A 17,109-nucleotide genomic window follows, 5' to 3' on the forward strand; every position below is an offset into this window, starting at 1 on the left:
CGGGATGGACGCGGAGGACTGGGAGCGGCGGGTCGCCGCCGTCTGGGACGACCCCGACGAGACGACGCTCGTCGAGCGGATGGCCGCTGTCGCCGCCGACGCGCCCCACCCCGCCATCGCAGCGTTCGAGCGCGGCGGCGCGTTCGACAGCACGGGTCGCGAGCCGGAGGCGCTCGCGGAGTACGAGGCGGCCGTGCGCGCCGGCATCGCCGATGTCGATCCGGACCGCGCGGCGCAGCTCGCCGTGCAGCTGGCCTCGACGCTGCGCAATCTGGGCCGTGTGAACGAGGCGATCGCCCTGCTCGAGCGCACGCCGGCGCATCCGGCCGTCGGAGCGGCGCGCGAGGTGTTCCTCGCGCTCGCGCTGCACAGCGCGGGCCGCCACGCCGACGCGGTCCGCACGCTCGTCGAGCCGATCCTGCCGACGCTGCCGCGCTACCGCGTCTCGGCGGCGGCCTACGCAGCCGAGCTCGCGGACGGAGACGGATGAGCGCCCCGGCCGGTGGGGGTGCCCGGCCGGGGCGCTCTCTCTCCCACGGATTCCTCTCCCGAGAATCCGCTCACGGACCCCTCTCCCAAAGGGCCCGAGCCGATGGGCCGCGGTCTTCTGCGGCGACGAGACGACGGTAGCCCCCGAGTCTCCGTGCGCGCCGTCCCCCGACTATGCGTCCGCTGTGGGCGACGCCCTTGCCGACGTCGGGGGCCGGGGATACGGTGGCGGCGACACGTCGACCATCCGCCGGAAGGGGTGCGCCATGCCGCACGGAGACATCACCCACATCGACATCCCCGTCACCGACCTCGAGAAGGCCGCGGCGTTCTACCGCGGCCTGTTCGGGTGGGAGATCTCGGCGCCGCCCGGGTTCGAGGACTACCCCATGTGGCAGGCCCCGAACCGCATCTCCGGCGGCGGGCTGGCGCCGCGTGCGGAAGGGTTCACGCAGCCGAGGTCGTACGTCGAGGTCGACTCCATCGACGACGTGCTCGCGAAGGCCGAGGCGGCGGGCGCGACCGTGGTGATGGCGAAGTCGCCCATCACGGAGACGAGCTGGTGGGCGGTCCTCCGCGACCCCGACGGCAACGACATCGGCCTCTTCGAGGGCATCGTCGGGATGTGACGCCAGGGATGTGACGCCAGGGTTGTGACGCCGGCGTCAGCGGCTGAGCAGCTGGCGCTTCGCGCTGATCACGCCGGTGTCGAAGCCCGCGAGGTGCAGGCCGCCGTGGAAGCGCGCGTGCTCGATCTTCACGCACCGGTCCATGACGACAGCCAGACCGGCGCGCTCGGCGATCTCGGCCGCTCCCTCGTGCCACGACCCGAGCTGCAGCCACAGGGTGTTCGCGCCGATGTCGACGGCCTCCCTGGCGACGCCCGGCAGGTCGTCGTGGCGCCGGAACACGTCGACGATGTCGGGGACGACGGGAAGGTCGGCGAGCGAGGCGTACACGGGTCGTCCCAGGATCTCCTCCGCCCGCGGGTTCACGAAGTAGACGTCGTAGGGCGAGCTCGACAGCAGGTAGGTCGCGACGAAGTAGCTCGCACGGGCGGGGTTGCCCGATGCGCCCACGATCGCGATCGAGCGCGCCCGCCGCAGGATGCCGTAGCGCTCCTGCTGGCCGGGTCCCGTCCACGTGCGGCCGTCCGCCGGGGTGTCGGACGGCACCTGCGGAGCCGCCGACGGTACGGCGCAGGCGTCGGCGGGCGGCGTGAAGGAGCAGGAGTCTGTCATCGGGTCTCCCCCGTCGCGGCGGTGAGGGCCTGGTCGAGGTCCCACAGGATGTCCTCGGCGTCCTCGAGCCCCACCGAGATGCGGATGAGGTCGGCGGGGACGCCCGCCGCCTCGAGCTGAGCGGGCGTGAGCTGCTGGTGCGTCGTCGAGGCGGGGTGGATGACGAGCGTGCGGGCGTCGCCGATGTTCGCGAGGTGCGAGGCGAGCTGCAGCGCGTCGATGACCCGCTCCCCCGTCGCCCGGGCCGCGGCCATCCGCGCGCCGTCGTCGGCGAACTCGCCCGATGGGCGGACGCCGAAGGCGAACACGGACCCGGGGCCGAGCGGCAGGTAGTGCGCGGCGCGTTCGTGGTGCGGATGGCCGGGGAGCCCCGCCCAGGTGACGAACGAGACGCGGGGGTCGGAGTCGAGCCATTCCGCCACGACGCGCGCGTTCGCGAGGTGCGCGTCGATGCGCTGCGGGAGCGTCTCGATGCCCTGCAGCAGGTTGAACGCCGCCTGCGGGCTGAGGGCGGGGCCGATGTCGCGCAGCTGCTCCGAGCGGAGCTTCGTGAGGAAGCCGTACTCGCCGAAGTTGTCCCACCAGCGGATGCCTCCGTAGGACGGGACCGGCTCGGTCATCTGCGGGAACCGGCCGTTGCCCCAGTCGAACGCGCCCTTCTCGACGACGATGCCGCCGAGGGTCGTCCCGTGGCCGCCGAGGAACTTCGTCACGGAGTGGATGACGATGTCGGCGCCGTGCTCGAGGGGGCGCGCGAGGTACGGCGTGGCGAGAGTCGCATCGACGACGAGCGGCACGCCCGCGGCGTGCGCGACCTCGGCGAGGCCCTCGATGTCGGCGATCTCGCCGGACGGGTTGCCGATCATCTCGACGTAGACGACCTTCGTCTCCGGGCGGATGGCCGCGGCGTAGTCGGCGGGGTCGGTGGACGGCACGAAGGTCGTGTCGACGCCGAACCGCCGCAGCGTCACGTCGAGCTGCGTCACGGTGCCGCCGTAGAGCTGCGCGGACGCGACGACGTGGTCGCCCGCGCCCACGAGCGCGGCGAACGTGATGAACTCCGCGCTCATGCCCGATGCCGTGGCGACGGCCCCGATCCCGCCCTCGAGCGAGGCCAGGCGCTCCTCGAGCGCGGCGACCGTGGGGTTGCCGATGCGCGAGTAGATGTTGCCGTACTTCTGCAGCGCGAACAGGTTCGCGGCGTCCGCGGCATCGTCGAAGACGAACGACGACGTCTGGTAGATCGGCACGGCGCGAGCGCCCGTCGCTGCGTCGGGCGTCCCGCCCGCGTGCAGCGCGCGCGTGCGGAATCCGAAGCGGTGTTCTTCCGTCATGGGGTCCTCATCGGGTGGCGGGCGCGGCGGCGAGCACCTGCGCGATGTCGTCGACCGCCCACGGGTTCTGGAGGGAGGTGGTGTCGCCGAGGGGCTGCGGCGCGCGGCCGGCGCGGCGATCCTGTTCAGCCTCCCACAGCTGGGCCAGGAGGCGGCGCAGGATCTTCCCGGACCGGGTCTTGGGGAGCTCCGGCACGACGTGCACGTGCCGCGGCTTCGCGACGGGGCCGATCTCCGCGGCGACCTGCGCGCGCAGCTCGTCGACGGAGACGGCGGACGCCCCCGACGGCACGACGAAGGCCGCGACGGCCTGGCCCGTGAGAGGGTCGGACACCCCCGTCGACCCCGCCTCGCCGACCGAGGGGTGCGCGACGAGCGCCGATTCGATCTCGATCGTCGAGAGGCGGTGGCCGGAGACGTTCACGACGTCGTCGAGACGTCCGAGGATCCACACGTACCCGTCGGCGTCGCGCGTGGCGCCGTCGCCGGCGACGTAGTACCCGCCGTGCGCGCCCTTCCCCGCGTAGGCCGACCAGTACGCGTCGCGGTACCGGACCGGATCTCCCCACACCGTCCGCGCCATCCCCGGCCACGGGCGCCGGACGACGAGCGTGCCCGAGCGCCCCGGAGCGACCTCCTCGCCCTCGGCGTCGACGACGGCCGCGTCGATGCCGGGCAGCGCCACGGTCGCCGAGCCCGGCTTGAGCGGCGTCGCCCCCGGGAGCGGCGCGATCATCGCGGCGCCCGTCTCCGACTGCCACCAGGTGTCGACGACGGGCGTCTCGTCGCGGCCGTAGTTGCGTCGGAACCAGACCCACGCCTCGGGGTTGATCGCCTCGCCGACGGTGCCGAGCAGGCGGATGGTCGAGAGGTCGTGCCCCGCGGGCACGTCGTCGCCGAACCAGGTCATGAACGTGCGGATGAGCGTCGGCGCCGTGTAGTACACCGTCACGCCGTAGCGCTCGATGATCTCCAGGTGGCGCTCGCGGTGCGGCGTGTCGGGCGTGCCCTCGTAGATCACCTGCGTCAGCCCGTTCGAGAGCGGGCCGTAGATCTCGTACGTGTGCGCCGTCACCCAGGCGAGGTCGGCCGTGCACCAGTGCACGTCGTCGGGCTTGGCGTCGAAGTGGGCCCAGTGCGCCCAGCTCGCATGCGTCAGATACCCGCCCGACGTGTGCACGAGCCCCTTGGGCTTCCCCGTCGTGCCGGAGGTGTAGATGATGAAGAGGGGGTGCTCGGCATCGAACGCCTGCGCCTCATGCGCCTCGGGCGCCGTGTCGACGACATCGTGCCACCACACGTCGCGCCCTTCCGTCCAGGGCACGTCCTGTCCCGTCCGCCGCAGGACGAGCACGTGCTCGAGGGCCGGGAGGCCTTCTGCTGCCCGGTCGGCGGCCGACTTCACCTCGACGGCCGCGCCGCGGCGGAACTGGCCGTCGGTCGTGACGAGGAGCTTCGCGCCGGTGTCCTCGAGCCGGAAGCGGACGGCCTCGGCGGAGAACCCGCCGAAGACGAGCGAGTGCACGGCGCCGATGCGTGCGCAGGCGAGTGCGATGACGACGGTCTCGACGAGGACGGGGAGGTACACCACGACCCGGTCGCCCTGCGCGATGCCGAGCGCCGTGAGCGCGTGCGCTGCCTGCGCGACGCGCCGCTGCAGATCGGCGTAGGTGACGGTCGTGCGGTCGCCCGGCTCTCCTTCGAAGTGCAGCGCGACCTTGCTGCCGCGCCCCTCGTCGACGTGGCGGTCGACGCAGTTGTAGGCGACGTTGAGCCGGCCGCCCTCGAACCAGCGCGCGGCGGGCACGGAGAGCTCGCCGTCCGCTCCCCGCACGGGGGGCTCCCACGTGTGCGCGGTGTGCCATGGCTCCGCCCACACGAGACGCCGCGCTGCGGTCTCCCAGAAGGCGACCGGGTCGGCGTCTGCCTCCGCGTAGAGCTCGGCTGTCGCATTCGCCTGCGCCGCGAAGCCGTCGGGGACGGGGAACAGGCGGTGCTCGACGAGACGGGCCTCGGCGTCGGTCATGTCAGGTCCACTTCTGCAGGAGGCGACGCTCGACGAGGCCGAGCACAGCGTTCGTGACGGTGCCGAGGACGGCGAGGAGCACGATGGCGAGCAGGATGCGGTCGACGCGCCCTGTCTGCTGGGAGTCGTTGAGGAGGAACCCGAGGCCCATGGACGACGCGATGAGCTCGGCCGCCACGAGGAACAGCCACGACTGGGCCAGGGCGAGGCGCAGGCCCGCCGCGACCGACGGGACGACGGCGGGCAGCTGCACGGTGCGAAAGAGCGACCATCCGCGCAGGCTGAAGGAGCGGCCGGCCTCGACGAGCTGCGGGTCGACATGGCGGAGCGCCGCGGCGACCGTCGTGAAGACGGGGAAGAAGGCTCCGATGGCGATGAGGGTGATCTTCGACTCCTCGCCGATCTTCATCCAGAGGATGAGGAGGGGCACCCAGGCGAGCGACGGCACGGCGCGCAGGGCCGCGAGCATCGGGCTCAGCAGCACGTCTCCCGCCCGCGACAGCCCGACGATCGCCGCGGCGGCGAGCCCGACCGCCGAGCCGATCGCGAACCCGATGAGCACGCGCTGCACGGAGATCGCGATGTGCGTCCACAACTGGCCCGATGCCGCGAGCTCCCCCGCCGCGGTCAGGACGGAGCCGGGCGTCGGCAGCTGGTAGGCCGGCACGGCACCCGTCGTCGTGACGAGCTGCCAGACGACGAGCAGCGCGACGGGGAGCGCGAATCCGCCGGCGACGCGCACGAACGGGCGATCCCAGAAGGCGCGGGCGGGGGCGTCCGATCGCCCGACGGCGACGCGTCCGGCGGCGACGTCCACCCGCTGGTCAGGGATGCCGGCGCTCATTCGCCGCCCGCCGCCTGCTCCGCGAAGTCGGCGTGGACGATGGTCTCGAGGGCGGCGTCCACGGCCTCCTGACCTCCGGAGACGTCCCCCGACTCCGCGAGGACGGGCGCGATGCGCTCGAGCACGGCGATCTGGTCGGCACCGGGGACCCCGCTGACATCGAGGTTCGACCGCTCCTCGATGACCGTCGTCGCGACGGCGAGGTCGATCCCCGCGACGTCGGCGAGCAGCTGGGCGGTCTCCTCGGGGTGGGCGAGCGCCCACGCGCGGGCCTCCTCGTAGGCGTCCACGACGACCTGGGCGAGGTCGGCGTGGTTCGCGACGAAGTCCTCCGTGGCGTTGAGGAAGCCGTAGGTGTTGAAGTCGACGTTCCGGTAGACGAGCTCGTCGCCCGACTCCACCTCGGCCGCGGCCATGATGGGGTCGAGACCCGCCCAGGCGTCGACCGAGCCGTTGTCGAGCGCCGCGCGCCCGTCGGCGTGCTGGAGGTTCTGCACCTCGACGTCGTCGACGGAGAGCCCGGCCTCCTCGAGCGCCTGCAGGAGGAAGAAGTACGGGTCGGTGCCCTTCGTGGCGGCGATCGACGCGCCGGCGAGGTCGTCGACCGACGCGATGTCGCTGTCGGGGCCGACGACGATGGCCGACCATTCCGGCTGGGAGTAGATGTCGATCACCTGGATGGGCGACCCGTTGGCGCGTGCGAGGAGCGCAGCGGAGCCCGCGGTCGACCCCACGTCGATCGAGCCGGAGCGCAGCAGCTCGTTGGCCTTGTTCGACCCGGCCGACTGCACCCACTCGACGTCGACGTCGTCGCCCAGCGCCTCCTCGATGAGGCCCTGGTCGCGCACGACGAGGCTCAGCGGGTTGTACGTGGCGAAGTCGAGCGAGAGCGTCGTGTCCGACCACTCCCCGCTCGAGGCCGCGGCGTCCGCGGCCGGTGCGTCGTTCTCTCCGGCGACGCAGCCCGTCGCGAGGAGCGCCATGGCGCCCGTCAGGGCGAGCGCGGGAACGGTGCGGCGGATGGCGGCGGTCAACGGGACTCCTGGGGTGCATGGTGGTGGATGTCGACGCCGAGCCCGTCGAGGAGCTCGGCACGGAGGTCGGCGATGGCACGGTCCGCGCGGTCGCGCGGTCGCGCCCCGGGGACGTCGATGACGCGGGCGATCGACGTCGCCGCGTCGGCGTCGTCGGCGAGCGAGCGCAGGAGGAGGACCCGGTCGGCGAGGTAGAGCGCCTCCTCGACGTCGTGCGTGACGAGCAGCACGGTCGTCGGCTGGGCGGCGTGGATGTCGAGGAGGAGGTCCTGCATCCGCAGGCGGGTGAGCGCGTCGAGCGCGCCGAACGGCTCGTCGAGGAGCAGGACGCCCGGGTCGCGGGCGAGGGCGCGCGCGAGCGACGCGCGCTGGGCCATCCCGCCGGACACCTCTCGCGGACGCTGGCCGGCGGCGTGGGCGAGCCCGACGAGACGGAGCAGCTCGTCGACGCGCGCCCGACCCGCGCGCCGGTCGCCGCCGCGCGGGAGGCCGATCTCGACGTTCTGCGCGAGGGTCCGCCACGGCAGCAGCCGCGGCTCCTGGAACGCGACGGCGGTGCGCTCGTCCGTGTCGCGGATGCGCGTGCCGTCGAGGGCGATGGCGCCGTGCGTGGGGGCGTCGAGGCCGCCGAGGAGACGGAGGAGGGTCGACTTGCCGCATCCCGACGGGCCGACGATGGCGACGATCTCCCCCGCCGCGACCGCCAGGTCGACGCCGCGCAGGACGACGCGGTCGCCGCCCGGCAGGGGGAAGGCGCGCCCGACGCCGTCGAATCGGATGGCGCCGGCCGCGCGGGCGGCACGGGGCGCGACGGACGGGGCGGGCATGTCGTCCATGCTCGCGGACGGCGTCGTCCGGATCGAATCGTCCGTAACGGACCGTCATCCGGCGCCGACGCTGCGCAGTTTGTGCTTAACAGGAAGGTTGCCCGCGCATGCTGCGCGACGCGGACCCCCGGGTACGACGAAGGGCCGGCTCCGAGGAGCCGGCCCTTCGCCGTCGTCTCAGCGGATCGGATCCGCCGGGACGTCAGCGCGTCTCAACGACCGGAGAGCTTCTCGCGCAGCGCGGCGAGAGCCTCGTCGTCCGCGAGCGTGCCGGCACCGGCCGACTCGGTCGAGAACGTCTGGGCGCCGAAGTCGTCGCCCTGCTCCGCCTCGGCCTCGAGGGCCTTGGCGACCTGCGACTTGTGCGACTCCCAGCGAGCCTGGGCGGCAGCGTACTCCTGCTCCCACTTCTCGCGGGCGTCGTCGAAGCCTTCGAGCCACTGGCCCGACTCGGCGTCGAAGCCCTCGGGGTACTTGTACTCGCCGTTCTCGTCGTACTCGGTCGCCATGCCGTACAGCGCCGGGTCGAACTCGGTGCCGTTGGGGTCGACGAGGTCGTTCGCCTGCTTGAGCGAGAGCGAGATACGGCGACGGTCGAGGTCGATGTCGATGACGCGGACGAAGACCTCCTCGCCGACCGACACGACCTGCTCGGCGAGCTCGACGTGCTTGTTCGAGAGCTCCGAGATGTGCACGAGGCCCTCGATGCCGTCCGCGACGCGCACGAACGCGCCGAACGGGACGAGCTTGGTGACCTTGCCGGGCGTGATCTGGCCGATCGCGTGCGTGCGCGCGAAGACCTGCCACGGGTCCTCCTGGGTCGCCTTCAGCGACAGCGAGACGCGCTCGCGGTCGAGGTCGACCTCGAGGATCTCGACGGTGACCTCCTGGCCGACCTCGACGACCTCGGAGGCGTGCTCGATGTGCTTCCACGACAGCTCGGACACGTGCACGAGGCCGTCCACGCCGCCGAGGTCGACGAACGCGCCGAAGTTGACGATCGAGGACACGACGCCCTTGCGGACCTGGCCCTTGTGCAGGTTGTTGAGGAACTGCGTGCGCGTGGCCGACTGCGTCTCCTCGAGGAGGGCGCGGCGCGACAGCACGACGTTGTTGCGGTTCTTGTCGAGCTCGAGGATCTTCGCCTCGATCTCCTGGCCGAGGTACGGGGTCAGGTCGCGCACGCGGCGGAGCTCGATGAGCGACGCGGGGAGGAAGCCGCGCAGGCCGATGTCGACGATGAGACCGCCCTTGACGACCTCGATGACAGTGCCGGTGACGACGCCGTCGTTCTCCTTGATCTTCTCCACGTCGCCCCACGCGCGCTCGTACTGCGCACGCTTCTTCGACAGGATCAGACGGCCTTCCTTGTCCTCCTTCTGGAGGACGAGGGCCTCGACGTGGTCGCCGACCGTGACGACCTCGTTGGGGTCGACGTCGTGCTTGATGGAGAGCTCGCGCGAGGGGATGACGCCCTCGGTCTTGTATCCGACATCGAGGAGGACCTCGTCGCGGTCGATCTTGACGATCGTGCCGTCGATGATGTCGCCGTCGTTGAAGAACTTCAGCGTCTTCTCGACCGCGGCCAGGAAGTCCTCAGCAGAGCCGATGTCGTTGATCGCGACCTGCTTGGTGGCCGGGGCGGTCGTTGCGTTAGTCATGTAGTGGGTTGTCCTTGTTGGGGATGGTCGGGCCCCTGGCTCGGGTGCCGCCTCGCCGGACGGGCCGACGGGCGCCACCGCGGATGAACCGGGGCAGTTGATGGGATTGCCGTGCTGCCACGCGGTGGTGATCTCGACGGGCACGCCGAGCCCGCGCACGCGCGTGACAGTCCATGCTAGCAGAGGATCGCCGCGGGGCGAGGGGGCCGTCGCATCGCCGCGGGGATGTCCGACCCCTGCGCCACAATCGGGCTCATGGACACCGCCCTCCCCCTCCTCCTCGTCGCGCTCGTCGTCGCCGCGCTCGCCGGCGCCGTCGGCTTCCTCCTCGGACGGCAGCGCGGGGCGGCCTCCGCCGCCTCCGACCAGGAGGAGAGGATCGCGCAGGAGCGCCACCGCGGCGAGCAGGCCGTCCTGGCGGCGAGGCGCGAGGCGCAGGAGCGGCTGGCCGAGCTGCGCGACGACCGCCGGCGGCTCGCCGACGAGTTCGACGCCCTCAGCCGCCGGGCGCTCCAGGCCAACGCCGAGACGTTCCTCACGCAGGCCGAGGAGCGGCTGAGGCGCAGCCAGGGCGAGGGCGCCGCCGAGCTCCGTCGTCGGCAGGAGGCGGTGGAGAGGCTGGTCGAGCCGATCCGGCAGTCGCTCGACACGGTCCACACGTCGGTCGCGACGGCGGAGCGGGCGCGCGCCGAGGCGGCCGTCGCGCTCGCCGAGCAGCTGAAGGTCATGCGGCAGGCATCCGACTCGCTCGGCGCGGAGACCCGCCGGCTCGTGAACGCGCTGCGGGCGCCGCAGGTGCGCGGTCGATGGGGCGAGCTGCAGCTGCGGCGGGTCGTGGAGGCCGCCGGCATGCTCAACCACGTCGACTTCGCCGAGCAGGAGCACCACGCCGGCGACGACGGCGCGCTGCGCCCCGACCTCGTCGTGCACCTCGCCGGGGACAAGACGGTCGTCGTCGACGCCAAGGTCGCCTTCTCCGGATACCTGGAGGCGATGGAGGCGGCCGACGACGCCGTGCGCACGGAGCGGCTGCAGGCGCATGCCAGGCACCTCCGCCGGCACATCGACGATCTCGGCGGGAAGCAGTACTGGGACGCCGTCCCCGGCTCTCCCGAGTTCGTCGTGATGTTCGTGCCCGCCGAGCCGTTCCTCGCGGCAGCGCTCGACCAGGACGCCTCCCTGTACGAGCACGCGTTCGCGCGCAACGTCGTCATCGCCACGCCCGCGACGCTCGTCGCCCTGCTGCGCACGGTCGGGCACGCATGGCGGCAGGACCAGCTCGCTCGGGAGGCGCAGCAGATCTTCGCGGTCGGGAAGGAGCTGCACAAGCGCCTGGGCACCCTCGGCGGGCATCTCGCCGCGCTCGGCAAGCGGCTCAATGCGACCGTCGAGGCGTACAACCGCGTCGCGGGCTCGCTCGACAGGAACGTCGTGACGCAGGCGCGGCGCTTCAGCGCCCTGCAGGGGCTCGACGACGTCCTCACCGAGACCGAGCCCGTCGAGGCGCTCGCGATCGCGCCGCAGAAGCCCGACCTCTACGGCGAGCCGGCCGGTGCGTCGGCGCTGCCCGACGAGATCGAGCGTATCCGCGCCGAACGCACCTGAGAGCGTCGCACGGCCGACCGATCCCGACCCGTGCAGGATGACCGTCAGCGGGCGAGCGGTCAGCGGCGGCGCGCGGCGCACGCGACGCAGCGCACCGCCGTCGGCACCGCGTCCATCCGCTCCTCGGGGATCGTCCTGCCGCAGCCTTCGCAGCGTCCGTACGTGCCGGCGGCGACGCGCGCGACCGCGGCCTCCAGCCGCGTCCGATCGCGCAGCGCCGCGGCGCGCAGGCCCGTGAGCCGCGACCATTCGTCGGCGAGCGTCGCCCCCTCCGGGTCGTGCTCGTCGTCGCCGTCGGCCGTTCCCCTCGCCTCCGCGAGCTCGGCGAGCTCCCGGTCGCGCGCGATGATCCGCGCGTCGATCTCCGCGCCGAGACGGCGCAGACGCGGCGGCAGCTCCTGGGTCACGACGGCTCCCTCCGACTCCCCCAGCCTGCCACGCGCGTCGCACCCGGAGGCCTCGGTAGGCTCGCGGGATGCCCTCTCCGCTCCCGTTCTGCGAACTGCACCTCCACATCGAGGGCACCCTCGAGCCGGCGACGATCTTCGAGCTCGCGGCGCGCCACGGCGCCGCGCTCCGCGACGCGACACCCGACGAGCTCGCCGGGCGGTACGACTTCGCGAACCTGCAGGGCTTCCTCGACCTGTACTACGAGAACATGGGCGTGCTGCGCACGGACGACGACTTCGCGCTCCTCGCCGAGGCGTACTTCCTCCGCGCCCATCGCGCGGGCGTCGCGCACGTCGAGCTCTTCGTCGACCCGCAGGCGCACACGGCGCGGGGCGTGCCGGCGGCGACCGTGCTGCGCGGCCTCGACCGCGCGGCGCGCGCCGCAGAGGAGCGGCTCGGGATCACGTCCGGGATCATCGCGTGCGTCCTGCGCGACGAGCCCGTCGCGTCCGCCCAGCTGATGCTCGACGAGGTGCTCGACGCCGGCGTCCCGCTCCTCGGCATCGGACTCGACTCCGCCGAGGTCGGCCATCCTCCGCGGCTCTTCCGCGACGTGTTCGCGCGCGCGGCCGACGCGGGTCTGCGACGCGTCGCGCATGCCGGCGAGGAGGGGCCGGCCGACTACATCCGCGAGGCGCTCGACGAGCTCGGAGCCGAGCGCATCGACCACGGCGTGCGCGCGCTCGACGACGCCGCCCTCGTGGAGCGTCTCGCACGCGAGCGCATCCCGCTCACGCTCTGCCCGCTGTCGAACGTGCGCCTGCGCGTCGTCGACGATGTCGCGCGGCTCCCGTTCCGCACGCTGCTCGAGGCCGGCCTCGTCGTCACGGTCAACTCCGACGACCCCGCCTACTTCGGCGGCTACCTGGACGACAACGTGGCCGCCCTGCGCGACGCGTTCGCGCTCACCGACGACGAGGTCCGGCTCCTCGCCCGCAACTCGGTCGAGGCGTCATTCGCCTCGGACGCCCGTCGCGCCGAGCTGCTCCGGCAGCTGGACTGAGGGACCCTCCTACCGCGTCCGGGACCTCGTGTAAAGCCTTCGAGGCGGTTGTCGCGACCTGCATAACGTGGGGCGATGCCCCCGCTGCGAGACGAGCTCCTGCACATCCGAGACGAGGTCGCCGCCCTCCGGTCCGACGCGCTCCAGGCGGAGAGGCGCGCGGCCGGGGAGATCGCCGCCGTGCATCCGACCCACCGAGCGGGTGCGCGCAACCTCGTGCACTACCTCGCCCTGCGCACTCGGGATCTGCGACCGCTGCAGGCGCGCCTGAGCGACGTCGGCCTGTCGTCGCTCGGCCGGATGGAGGCGGACGTGCTCCGCAACCTCGACGCCGTGACGGCGCTCATCGACGCCGCCCTCGGCGACGCCGGGACCGGGGAGACGGCCGACGAGGAGGACGACCGCGGAGCGCTCCGCACCCACGCCGACGATCTGCTCGGCCGCGCGACGCACGCGCGGACGACCCGCATCATGGTCACCCTGCCCTCCGAGGCCGCCGACGACGGCGACCTCGTCGCCGAGTTCGCCGCCTCGGGCATGGACCTCGCTCGCATCAACTGCGCGCACGACGACGAACAGGCCTGGCGTCGGATGGCCGACCACGTCCGCGCCGCCGACGACCGCATCCGCATCGCGATGGACCTCGGCGGGCCGAAGCTCCGCACCGGCCCCCTCCCCGAGGGCCCGCACGTCCGCAAGGCCAAGCCCGTGCGCGACGCCGCCGGCCGCGTCGAGGTGCCCGCGCGCATCCGCTTCTCCCCCACCGACGCCGCCCCCGCCGACGCCGCGGCCGACGAGCCGGATGGCGTCACGGTGCCCGTGCGCGATGACGACTGGCTCGCGCGGCGCGAGGCGGGCGACGTCATCCGGTTCCGCGACGCGCGGGGACGCGCACGCCGGGTGACGGTCGTCGAGACCGGGCGCGCGGGCGTCGTCGCGGAGGGCGACCGCACCTCCTACCTCGAAGAGGGGGCGGATCTCCGCTGCGACGACGACGCGACGGCCGTCGCCGCGCTCCCGCCCGTACCGGGCGCGCTGCGCGTGCACGTGGCAGACACCATCGTGCTCGCCGCCGACGGCGCCCCGGCGCGCAGCGCCGACGGCGTGCACCGCATCGCCTGCACGCTTCCCGAGGCGGTCGCCGCCGCGCGCGTCGGCGACCGCGTGTCGTTCGACGACGGCCGCATCGACGGGGTCGTGCGCGACGTGCGCGACGGCGAGCTCGAGATCGAGGTGACGGCGGCCAGGGAGGGGGGCGCGAAGCTGCGCGCGGAGAAGGGCGTGAACCTGCCGGACACGGACATCCCCGTCGGTGCCGTCGCCGACGACGATCTCGCGGCGCTCGACGTCGTCGTCGACATCGCCGACATCGTGCAGCTCTCCTTCGCGCGCTCCGGCGACGACGTCGACCTGCTCCTCGCCGAGCTCGACGCGCGCGGAGCGCACGACATCGGGGTCGTCGTGAAGCTCGAGACCGTCGACGGATTCCTCGCCCTCCCCGAGATCCTCCTCTCCCTCATGACGCGACGGAGGGCGGGCGTCATGATCGCGCGCGGCGATCTCGCCGTGGAGGCAGGATTCGAGCGGCTCGCCGAGGTGCAGGAGGAGATGCTGTGGCTCTGCGAGGCGGCGCACCTCCCCGTCGTCTGGGCGACGCAGGTGCTCGAGGACCTCGCCAAGCGCGGGGTGCCGACGCGGGCGGAGATCACCGACGCCGCGTCCGCGAACCGCGCGGAGTGCGTCATGCTCAACAAGGGCCCGCGGATCACGGACGCCATCCGCACGCTCGACGGCATCCTCGGCCGGATGGCGGGTCATGTCGACAAGAAGAGACCACTGCTGCGCCGCCTGCGCTCGTGGAGCGCCGAGCGCTGACGCCCGGCGCTCGGCCTCAGAATGCGAACAGGTTGCGGCGCAGGGGCCCGGGCTCCAGCCCGTCGCGGAGGATCCCGCGCCTGCGGAGGATCGGCACGAGCTCGTCGAGCGTGCGGTGCACCGTCACGGGATGCACGTCGCCCCAGAGCAGGACGCCGTCGTTCCCCCATTCGCCGAGCTCCTCGATCCGATCGGCGAACTCGTCCGCCGTCCCCACGAATCCCGAACCGTCCGACAGCCGGCCCAGTCGCGCGTGCGCGCCGAGGATGGTCCGCAGGGGCGTCGTGGCGATGTCGTGGCCGCCGACGAGGCGGCGGATGCTCCCCTGCGAGACGTGATCGCCGAAGACGCCGGGGGCGAGCGGAGCATCCGGATCGAGCGCCGTGAGGTCCGTCTCGAGATCGCTCGACTGACGCTGCGCGATGCGGAGGATCTCCTCGTCCCCCGGATGCGCCGAGGCGGCCACGATGCGCTCGGCCTCCTCGCGCGACGGGACGATGACCGCGGGGATGGCGAAGAGGATCTTGATGTCCTCGGCCGCGCGGCCCGCTGCCCGCGCCGCGTCGTGGATGCGCGCCCGACAGGAGCGGATGCTCTCCTCGTCGAGCGACGACAGGGCCAGCTGGATGTCGGAGTTCGCGCCGGCGAAGCCGAGGCCGCGCCCAGATCCGCCCGGAGACGCGATGACCGGCTCGCCGTCGGTGAAGGGGATGGCGTTCAGCGGTCCGTCGAACGCGAAGTACTCCCCGCGGTGGCGGGTCGCCGCGAGCAGGGTCCCATCGGCGTACCGGCCGCTCGCGGGATCGGCGACGAGCGCGCCGTCCGGCCAGCTCCGCCACAGGTCGCGGACGCCCGAGAGCCATTCCTCCGCGCGGTCGTACGCCGCGTCGTGACCGAGCTGCGGGGCGTCCCCGAAGTGCCGCGCGCTGCCCGTGTCGGTGACGACGTTGAGCCCCAGTCGGTGACCGCTCAGGTGCTGCAGCGTCGCGAATTGCCGTGCGGCCGTGTAGGGGAGGACCGCCGCCGGGTTCACGGTCGGCAGCACGCCGAGCGCCTCCGTCGCGGAGAAGAGGTAGGGCGCGAGCAGGAGGGGATCGTGCTTGGGGCCGCCGAACGCATGGCGCACCCGCAGGTCGATCGTCTCCGGGCTGCCGAGCGAGGGCGCATCCTCGATGATGAGGACGTCGAAGCCCGCCTGTTCGAGCGTCCTCGCCGCCTCCTGGTAGAGCCGGGGCTCGGTCCACCGGTAGTTCCACTCGAGAGAGGGAAGCCCCCACCCGTGCGGCCCGAAACCGCGCCCGAGGAACCAGCCGAAGTGCTGCAGGCGGGTCACGCCGCGCTCCGCTCCAGGACGGCCGCCCCCGCCGCGACGGCGACGAGCGCCTGCTCGAGGTCGGCGACGAGATCGGAGGCGTCCTCGATCCCCACGGACAGGCGCAGGGTCCCGGGGTGGACGCCGTGGCTGCGGCGCTCCTCCTCCGTGCGGCCAGCGTGACTCGTCGTCGCGGGGTGGAGGACGAGCGTCCGGACGTCGCCGAGGTGCGTCATGTGGGTGATGATACGGAGCGACTCGACAAAGACGCGAGCGGCGTCGATGCCGCCGCGCAGGGTGAAGGTGAAGACCGATCCCGATCCGCCGCGGAGGTAGCGGGCGCCGAGGGCGTGATCGGGGTGCGAGGCGAGCCCGACGTAGTCGACCGACTCCACCTCGGGGCGTCCCTCCAGCCACCGCGCGATCGCGAGCGCGTTCGCCGACTGGCGCTCGACGCGCAGGCTGAGCGTCTCCGCGCCCTGGCCGATGAGGAAGGCGTTCAGCGGCGAGGGCGTGGGGCCCATGCGCGGCGCGACCGTCTCGCGCAGGTAGGCGATCCGCGCCCGGCCGCCGTGCCGCTGCCACGGCGAGGCGCCGCCCGTGCGGGTGGGCTCGGTCAGCTGAGGGAAGCGGCCTCCCGCCCGGCCGGCGTCGAACCGGCCGCTGTCGACGACGACGCCGCCGAGTGCCGCGCCCTGGCCGGCGAGGAACTTGCTCGCGGAGTGGATCACGACGTCCGCCCCGTGCTCGAGCGGACGCACGAGATACGGCGTCGCGAAGGTGTTGTCGATCACGAGCGGGATGCCGTGCTCGGCGGCGACGGCCGCCACGGCGGCGATGTCGAGGACGTCGTTGCGCGCGTTCGCGATGGACTCCGCGAACAGCACGCGCGTGTTCGGCCGGACGAGCGCGCGCCACGCATCGGGATCGTGGCTGTCCTCGACGAAGTCGGCCGTCACCCCGGCGCGCGACAGGTTGTCGAGGAGGAGCCCCCGCGTCCCCTCGTAGATGTGCGTCGAGCTCACGACGTGCTCGCCCGCGGACACGAGTCCGAGGAGCGCCACCGCGAGCGCCGCCTGCCCGCTCGCCAGCAGCAGCGCCTCCGCGCCTCCCTCGAGGGAGGCGAGCTTGCGCTCGACGGCGTCGACGGTCGGGTTGCCCGTGCGCGTGTAGCCGAAGCCGTCTCCGCTGCCGAAATGCGCGGCCGCGTCGTCGAAGGCGTCGAAGGTGAATCCGGCCGTGAGGTGGATGGGCACCGTCCGCGGGGTCGCGTCGGCGGCCGCCGACCCGATGTGCACCTGCCGCGTCGCGAAGCCCGCGTCGATCGATTCCGACATCCGCATCCGTCCCTTCCCGGAGTCCGTCCGTACAGGGAAGCACGGATGAGGCGACCGTCCCTGCGAATGCG

Annotated in this window: 15 protein-coding genes; 5 read left to right on the forward strand and 10 right to left on the reverse strand. The window is 73.0% G+C overall.

Annotation, left to right across the window (positions count from 1 at the left end; all coding sequences use genetic code 11):
* The first annotated feature begins 4 nt into the window (after positions 1-4).
* Both ACWGPF_RS10850 and ACWGPF_RS10855 read left to right on the forward strand, forming a co-directional pair.
* On the forward strand, positions 5-490 hold the full coding sequence (locus ACWGPF_RS10850) for a tetratricopeptide repeat protein (protein ID WP_452332840.1): 486 nt from the start codon (positions 5-7) through the stop codon (positions 488-490).
* A 265-nt stretch (positions 491-755) separates the two neighbouring features.
* Positions 756-1,118 carry a VOC family protein gene (locus tag ACWGPF_RS10855; protein ID WP_452332841.1) on the forward strand — a complete coding sequence of 121 codons (363 nt, stop codon included), beginning with the start codon at positions 756-758 and terminating at the stop codon, positions 1,116-1,118.
* A 36-nt stretch (positions 1,119-1,154) separates the two neighbouring features.
* On the opposite strand, the gene ACWGPF_RS10860 is transcribed toward ACWGPF_RS10855, so the two are convergent.
* From ACWGPF_RS10860 to rpsA, 7 genes are all read right to left on the reverse strand, one after another.
* Positions 1,155-1,730: a CoA-binding protein gene (locus ACWGPF_RS10860; RefSeq protein ID WP_452332842.1), complete on the reverse strand. Its 576-nt coding sequence runs from the start codon at positions 1,728-1,730 to the stop codon at positions 1,155-1,157.
* A complete protein-coding gene (locus ACWGPF_RS10865; protein WP_452332843.1) occupies positions 1,727-3,064 on the reverse strand; it encodes an O-acetylhomoserine aminocarboxypropyltransferase/cysteine synthase family protein in 1,338 nt (445 codons plus the stop codon). Before ACWGPF_RS10865 ends, ACWGPF_RS10860 begins: the two co-directional genes overlap by 4 nt.
* Positions 3,065-3,071: 7 nt before the next feature.
* Positions 3,072-5,090, reverse strand: a complete 2,019-nt coding sequence (acs, locus tag ACWGPF_RS10870) for an acetate--CoA ligase (RefSeq protein WP_452332844.1) — start codon at positions 5,088-5,090, stop codon at positions 3,072-3,074.
* 1 nt (position 5,091) lies between these two features.
* Entirely contained in the window at positions 5,092-5,934 is an 843-nt protein-coding gene (locus ACWGPF_RS10875; RefSeq protein WP_452332845.1) for an ABC transporter permease, read from the reverse strand.
* Complete coding sequence (locus ACWGPF_RS10880; RefSeq protein ID WP_452332873.1) at positions 5,931-6,917, reverse strand: aliphatic sulfonate ABC transporter substrate-binding protein; 987 nt, start codon at positions 6,915-6,917, stop codon at positions 5,931-5,933. The genes ACWGPF_RS10875 and ACWGPF_RS10880 overlap by 4 nt, the downstream gene beginning before the upstream one ends.
* A gap of 47 nt (positions 6,918-6,964) precedes the next feature.
* Positions 6,965-7,795: an ABC transporter ATP-binding protein gene (locus ACWGPF_RS10885; RefSeq protein ID WP_452332846.1), complete on the reverse strand. Its 831-nt coding sequence runs from the start codon at positions 7,793-7,795 to the stop codon at positions 6,965-6,967.
* A 212-nt stretch (positions 7,796-8,007) separates the two neighbouring features.
* Positions 8,008-9,456 (reverse strand): 30S ribosomal protein S1, encoded by a 1,449-nt coding sequence (rpsA, locus tag ACWGPF_RS10890; protein WP_345435030.1) that lies wholly within the window; start codon positions 9,454-9,456, stop codon positions 8,008-8,010.
* Between the two features lie 255 nt (positions 9,457-9,711).
* Between rpsA and rmuC the strand changes: the two genes are divergently transcribed.
* The gene (rmuC, locus tag ACWGPF_RS10895) at positions 9,712-11,061 is read left to right on the forward strand and encodes a DNA recombination protein RmuC (RefSeq protein WP_452332847.1); all 1,350 of its coding nucleotides are present in this window, start codon (positions 9,712-9,714) and stop codon (positions 11,059-11,061) included.
* A gap of 59 nt (positions 11,062-11,120) precedes the next feature.
* On the opposite strand, the gene ACWGPF_RS10900 is transcribed toward rmuC, so the two are convergent.
* Positions 11,121-11,468: a TraR/DksA family transcriptional regulator gene (locus ACWGPF_RS10900; RefSeq protein ID WP_452332848.1), complete on the reverse strand. Its 348-nt coding sequence runs from the start codon at positions 11,466-11,468 to the stop codon at positions 11,121-11,123.
* Positions 11,469-11,536: 68 nt separating this feature from the next.
* Between ACWGPF_RS10900 and ACWGPF_RS10905 the strand changes: the two genes are divergently transcribed.
* Together ACWGPF_RS10905 and ACWGPF_RS10910 are read left to right on the forward strand one after the other, a co-directional pair.
* A complete protein-coding gene (locus ACWGPF_RS10905) occupies positions 11,537-12,514 on the forward strand; it encodes an adenosine deaminase (protein WP_452332849.1) in 978 nt (325 codons plus the stop codon).
* Between the two features lie 75 nt (positions 12,515-12,589).
* Positions 12,590-14,389, forward strand: coding sequence for a pyruvate kinase (locus ACWGPF_RS10910; RefSeq protein ID WP_452332850.1), 1,800 nt, complete (start codon positions 12,590-12,592; stop codon positions 14,387-14,389).
* Between the two features lie 16 nt (positions 14,390-14,405).
* On the opposite strand, the gene ACWGPF_RS10915 is transcribed toward ACWGPF_RS10910, so the two are convergent.
* Both ACWGPF_RS10915 and ACWGPF_RS10920 read right to left on the reverse strand, forming a co-directional pair.
* Positions 14,406-15,722 carry an LLM class flavin-dependent oxidoreductase gene (locus ACWGPF_RS10915; protein WP_452332851.1) on the reverse strand — a complete coding sequence of 439 codons (1,317 nt, stop codon included), beginning with the start codon at positions 15,720-15,722 and terminating at the stop codon, positions 14,406-14,408.
* Positions 15,719-17,038 (reverse strand): O-acetylhomoserine aminocarboxypropyltransferase/cysteine synthase family protein, encoded by a 1,320-nt coding sequence (locus tag ACWGPF_RS10920; protein ID WP_452332852.1) that lies wholly within the window; start codon positions 17,036-17,038, stop codon positions 15,719-15,721. Before ACWGPF_RS10920 ends, ACWGPF_RS10915 begins: the two co-directional genes overlap by 4 nt.
* Positions 17,039-17,109 lie beyond the last annotated feature (71 nt).

Source organism: Microbacterium sp. NPDC055683 (genome assembly GCF_053617895.1).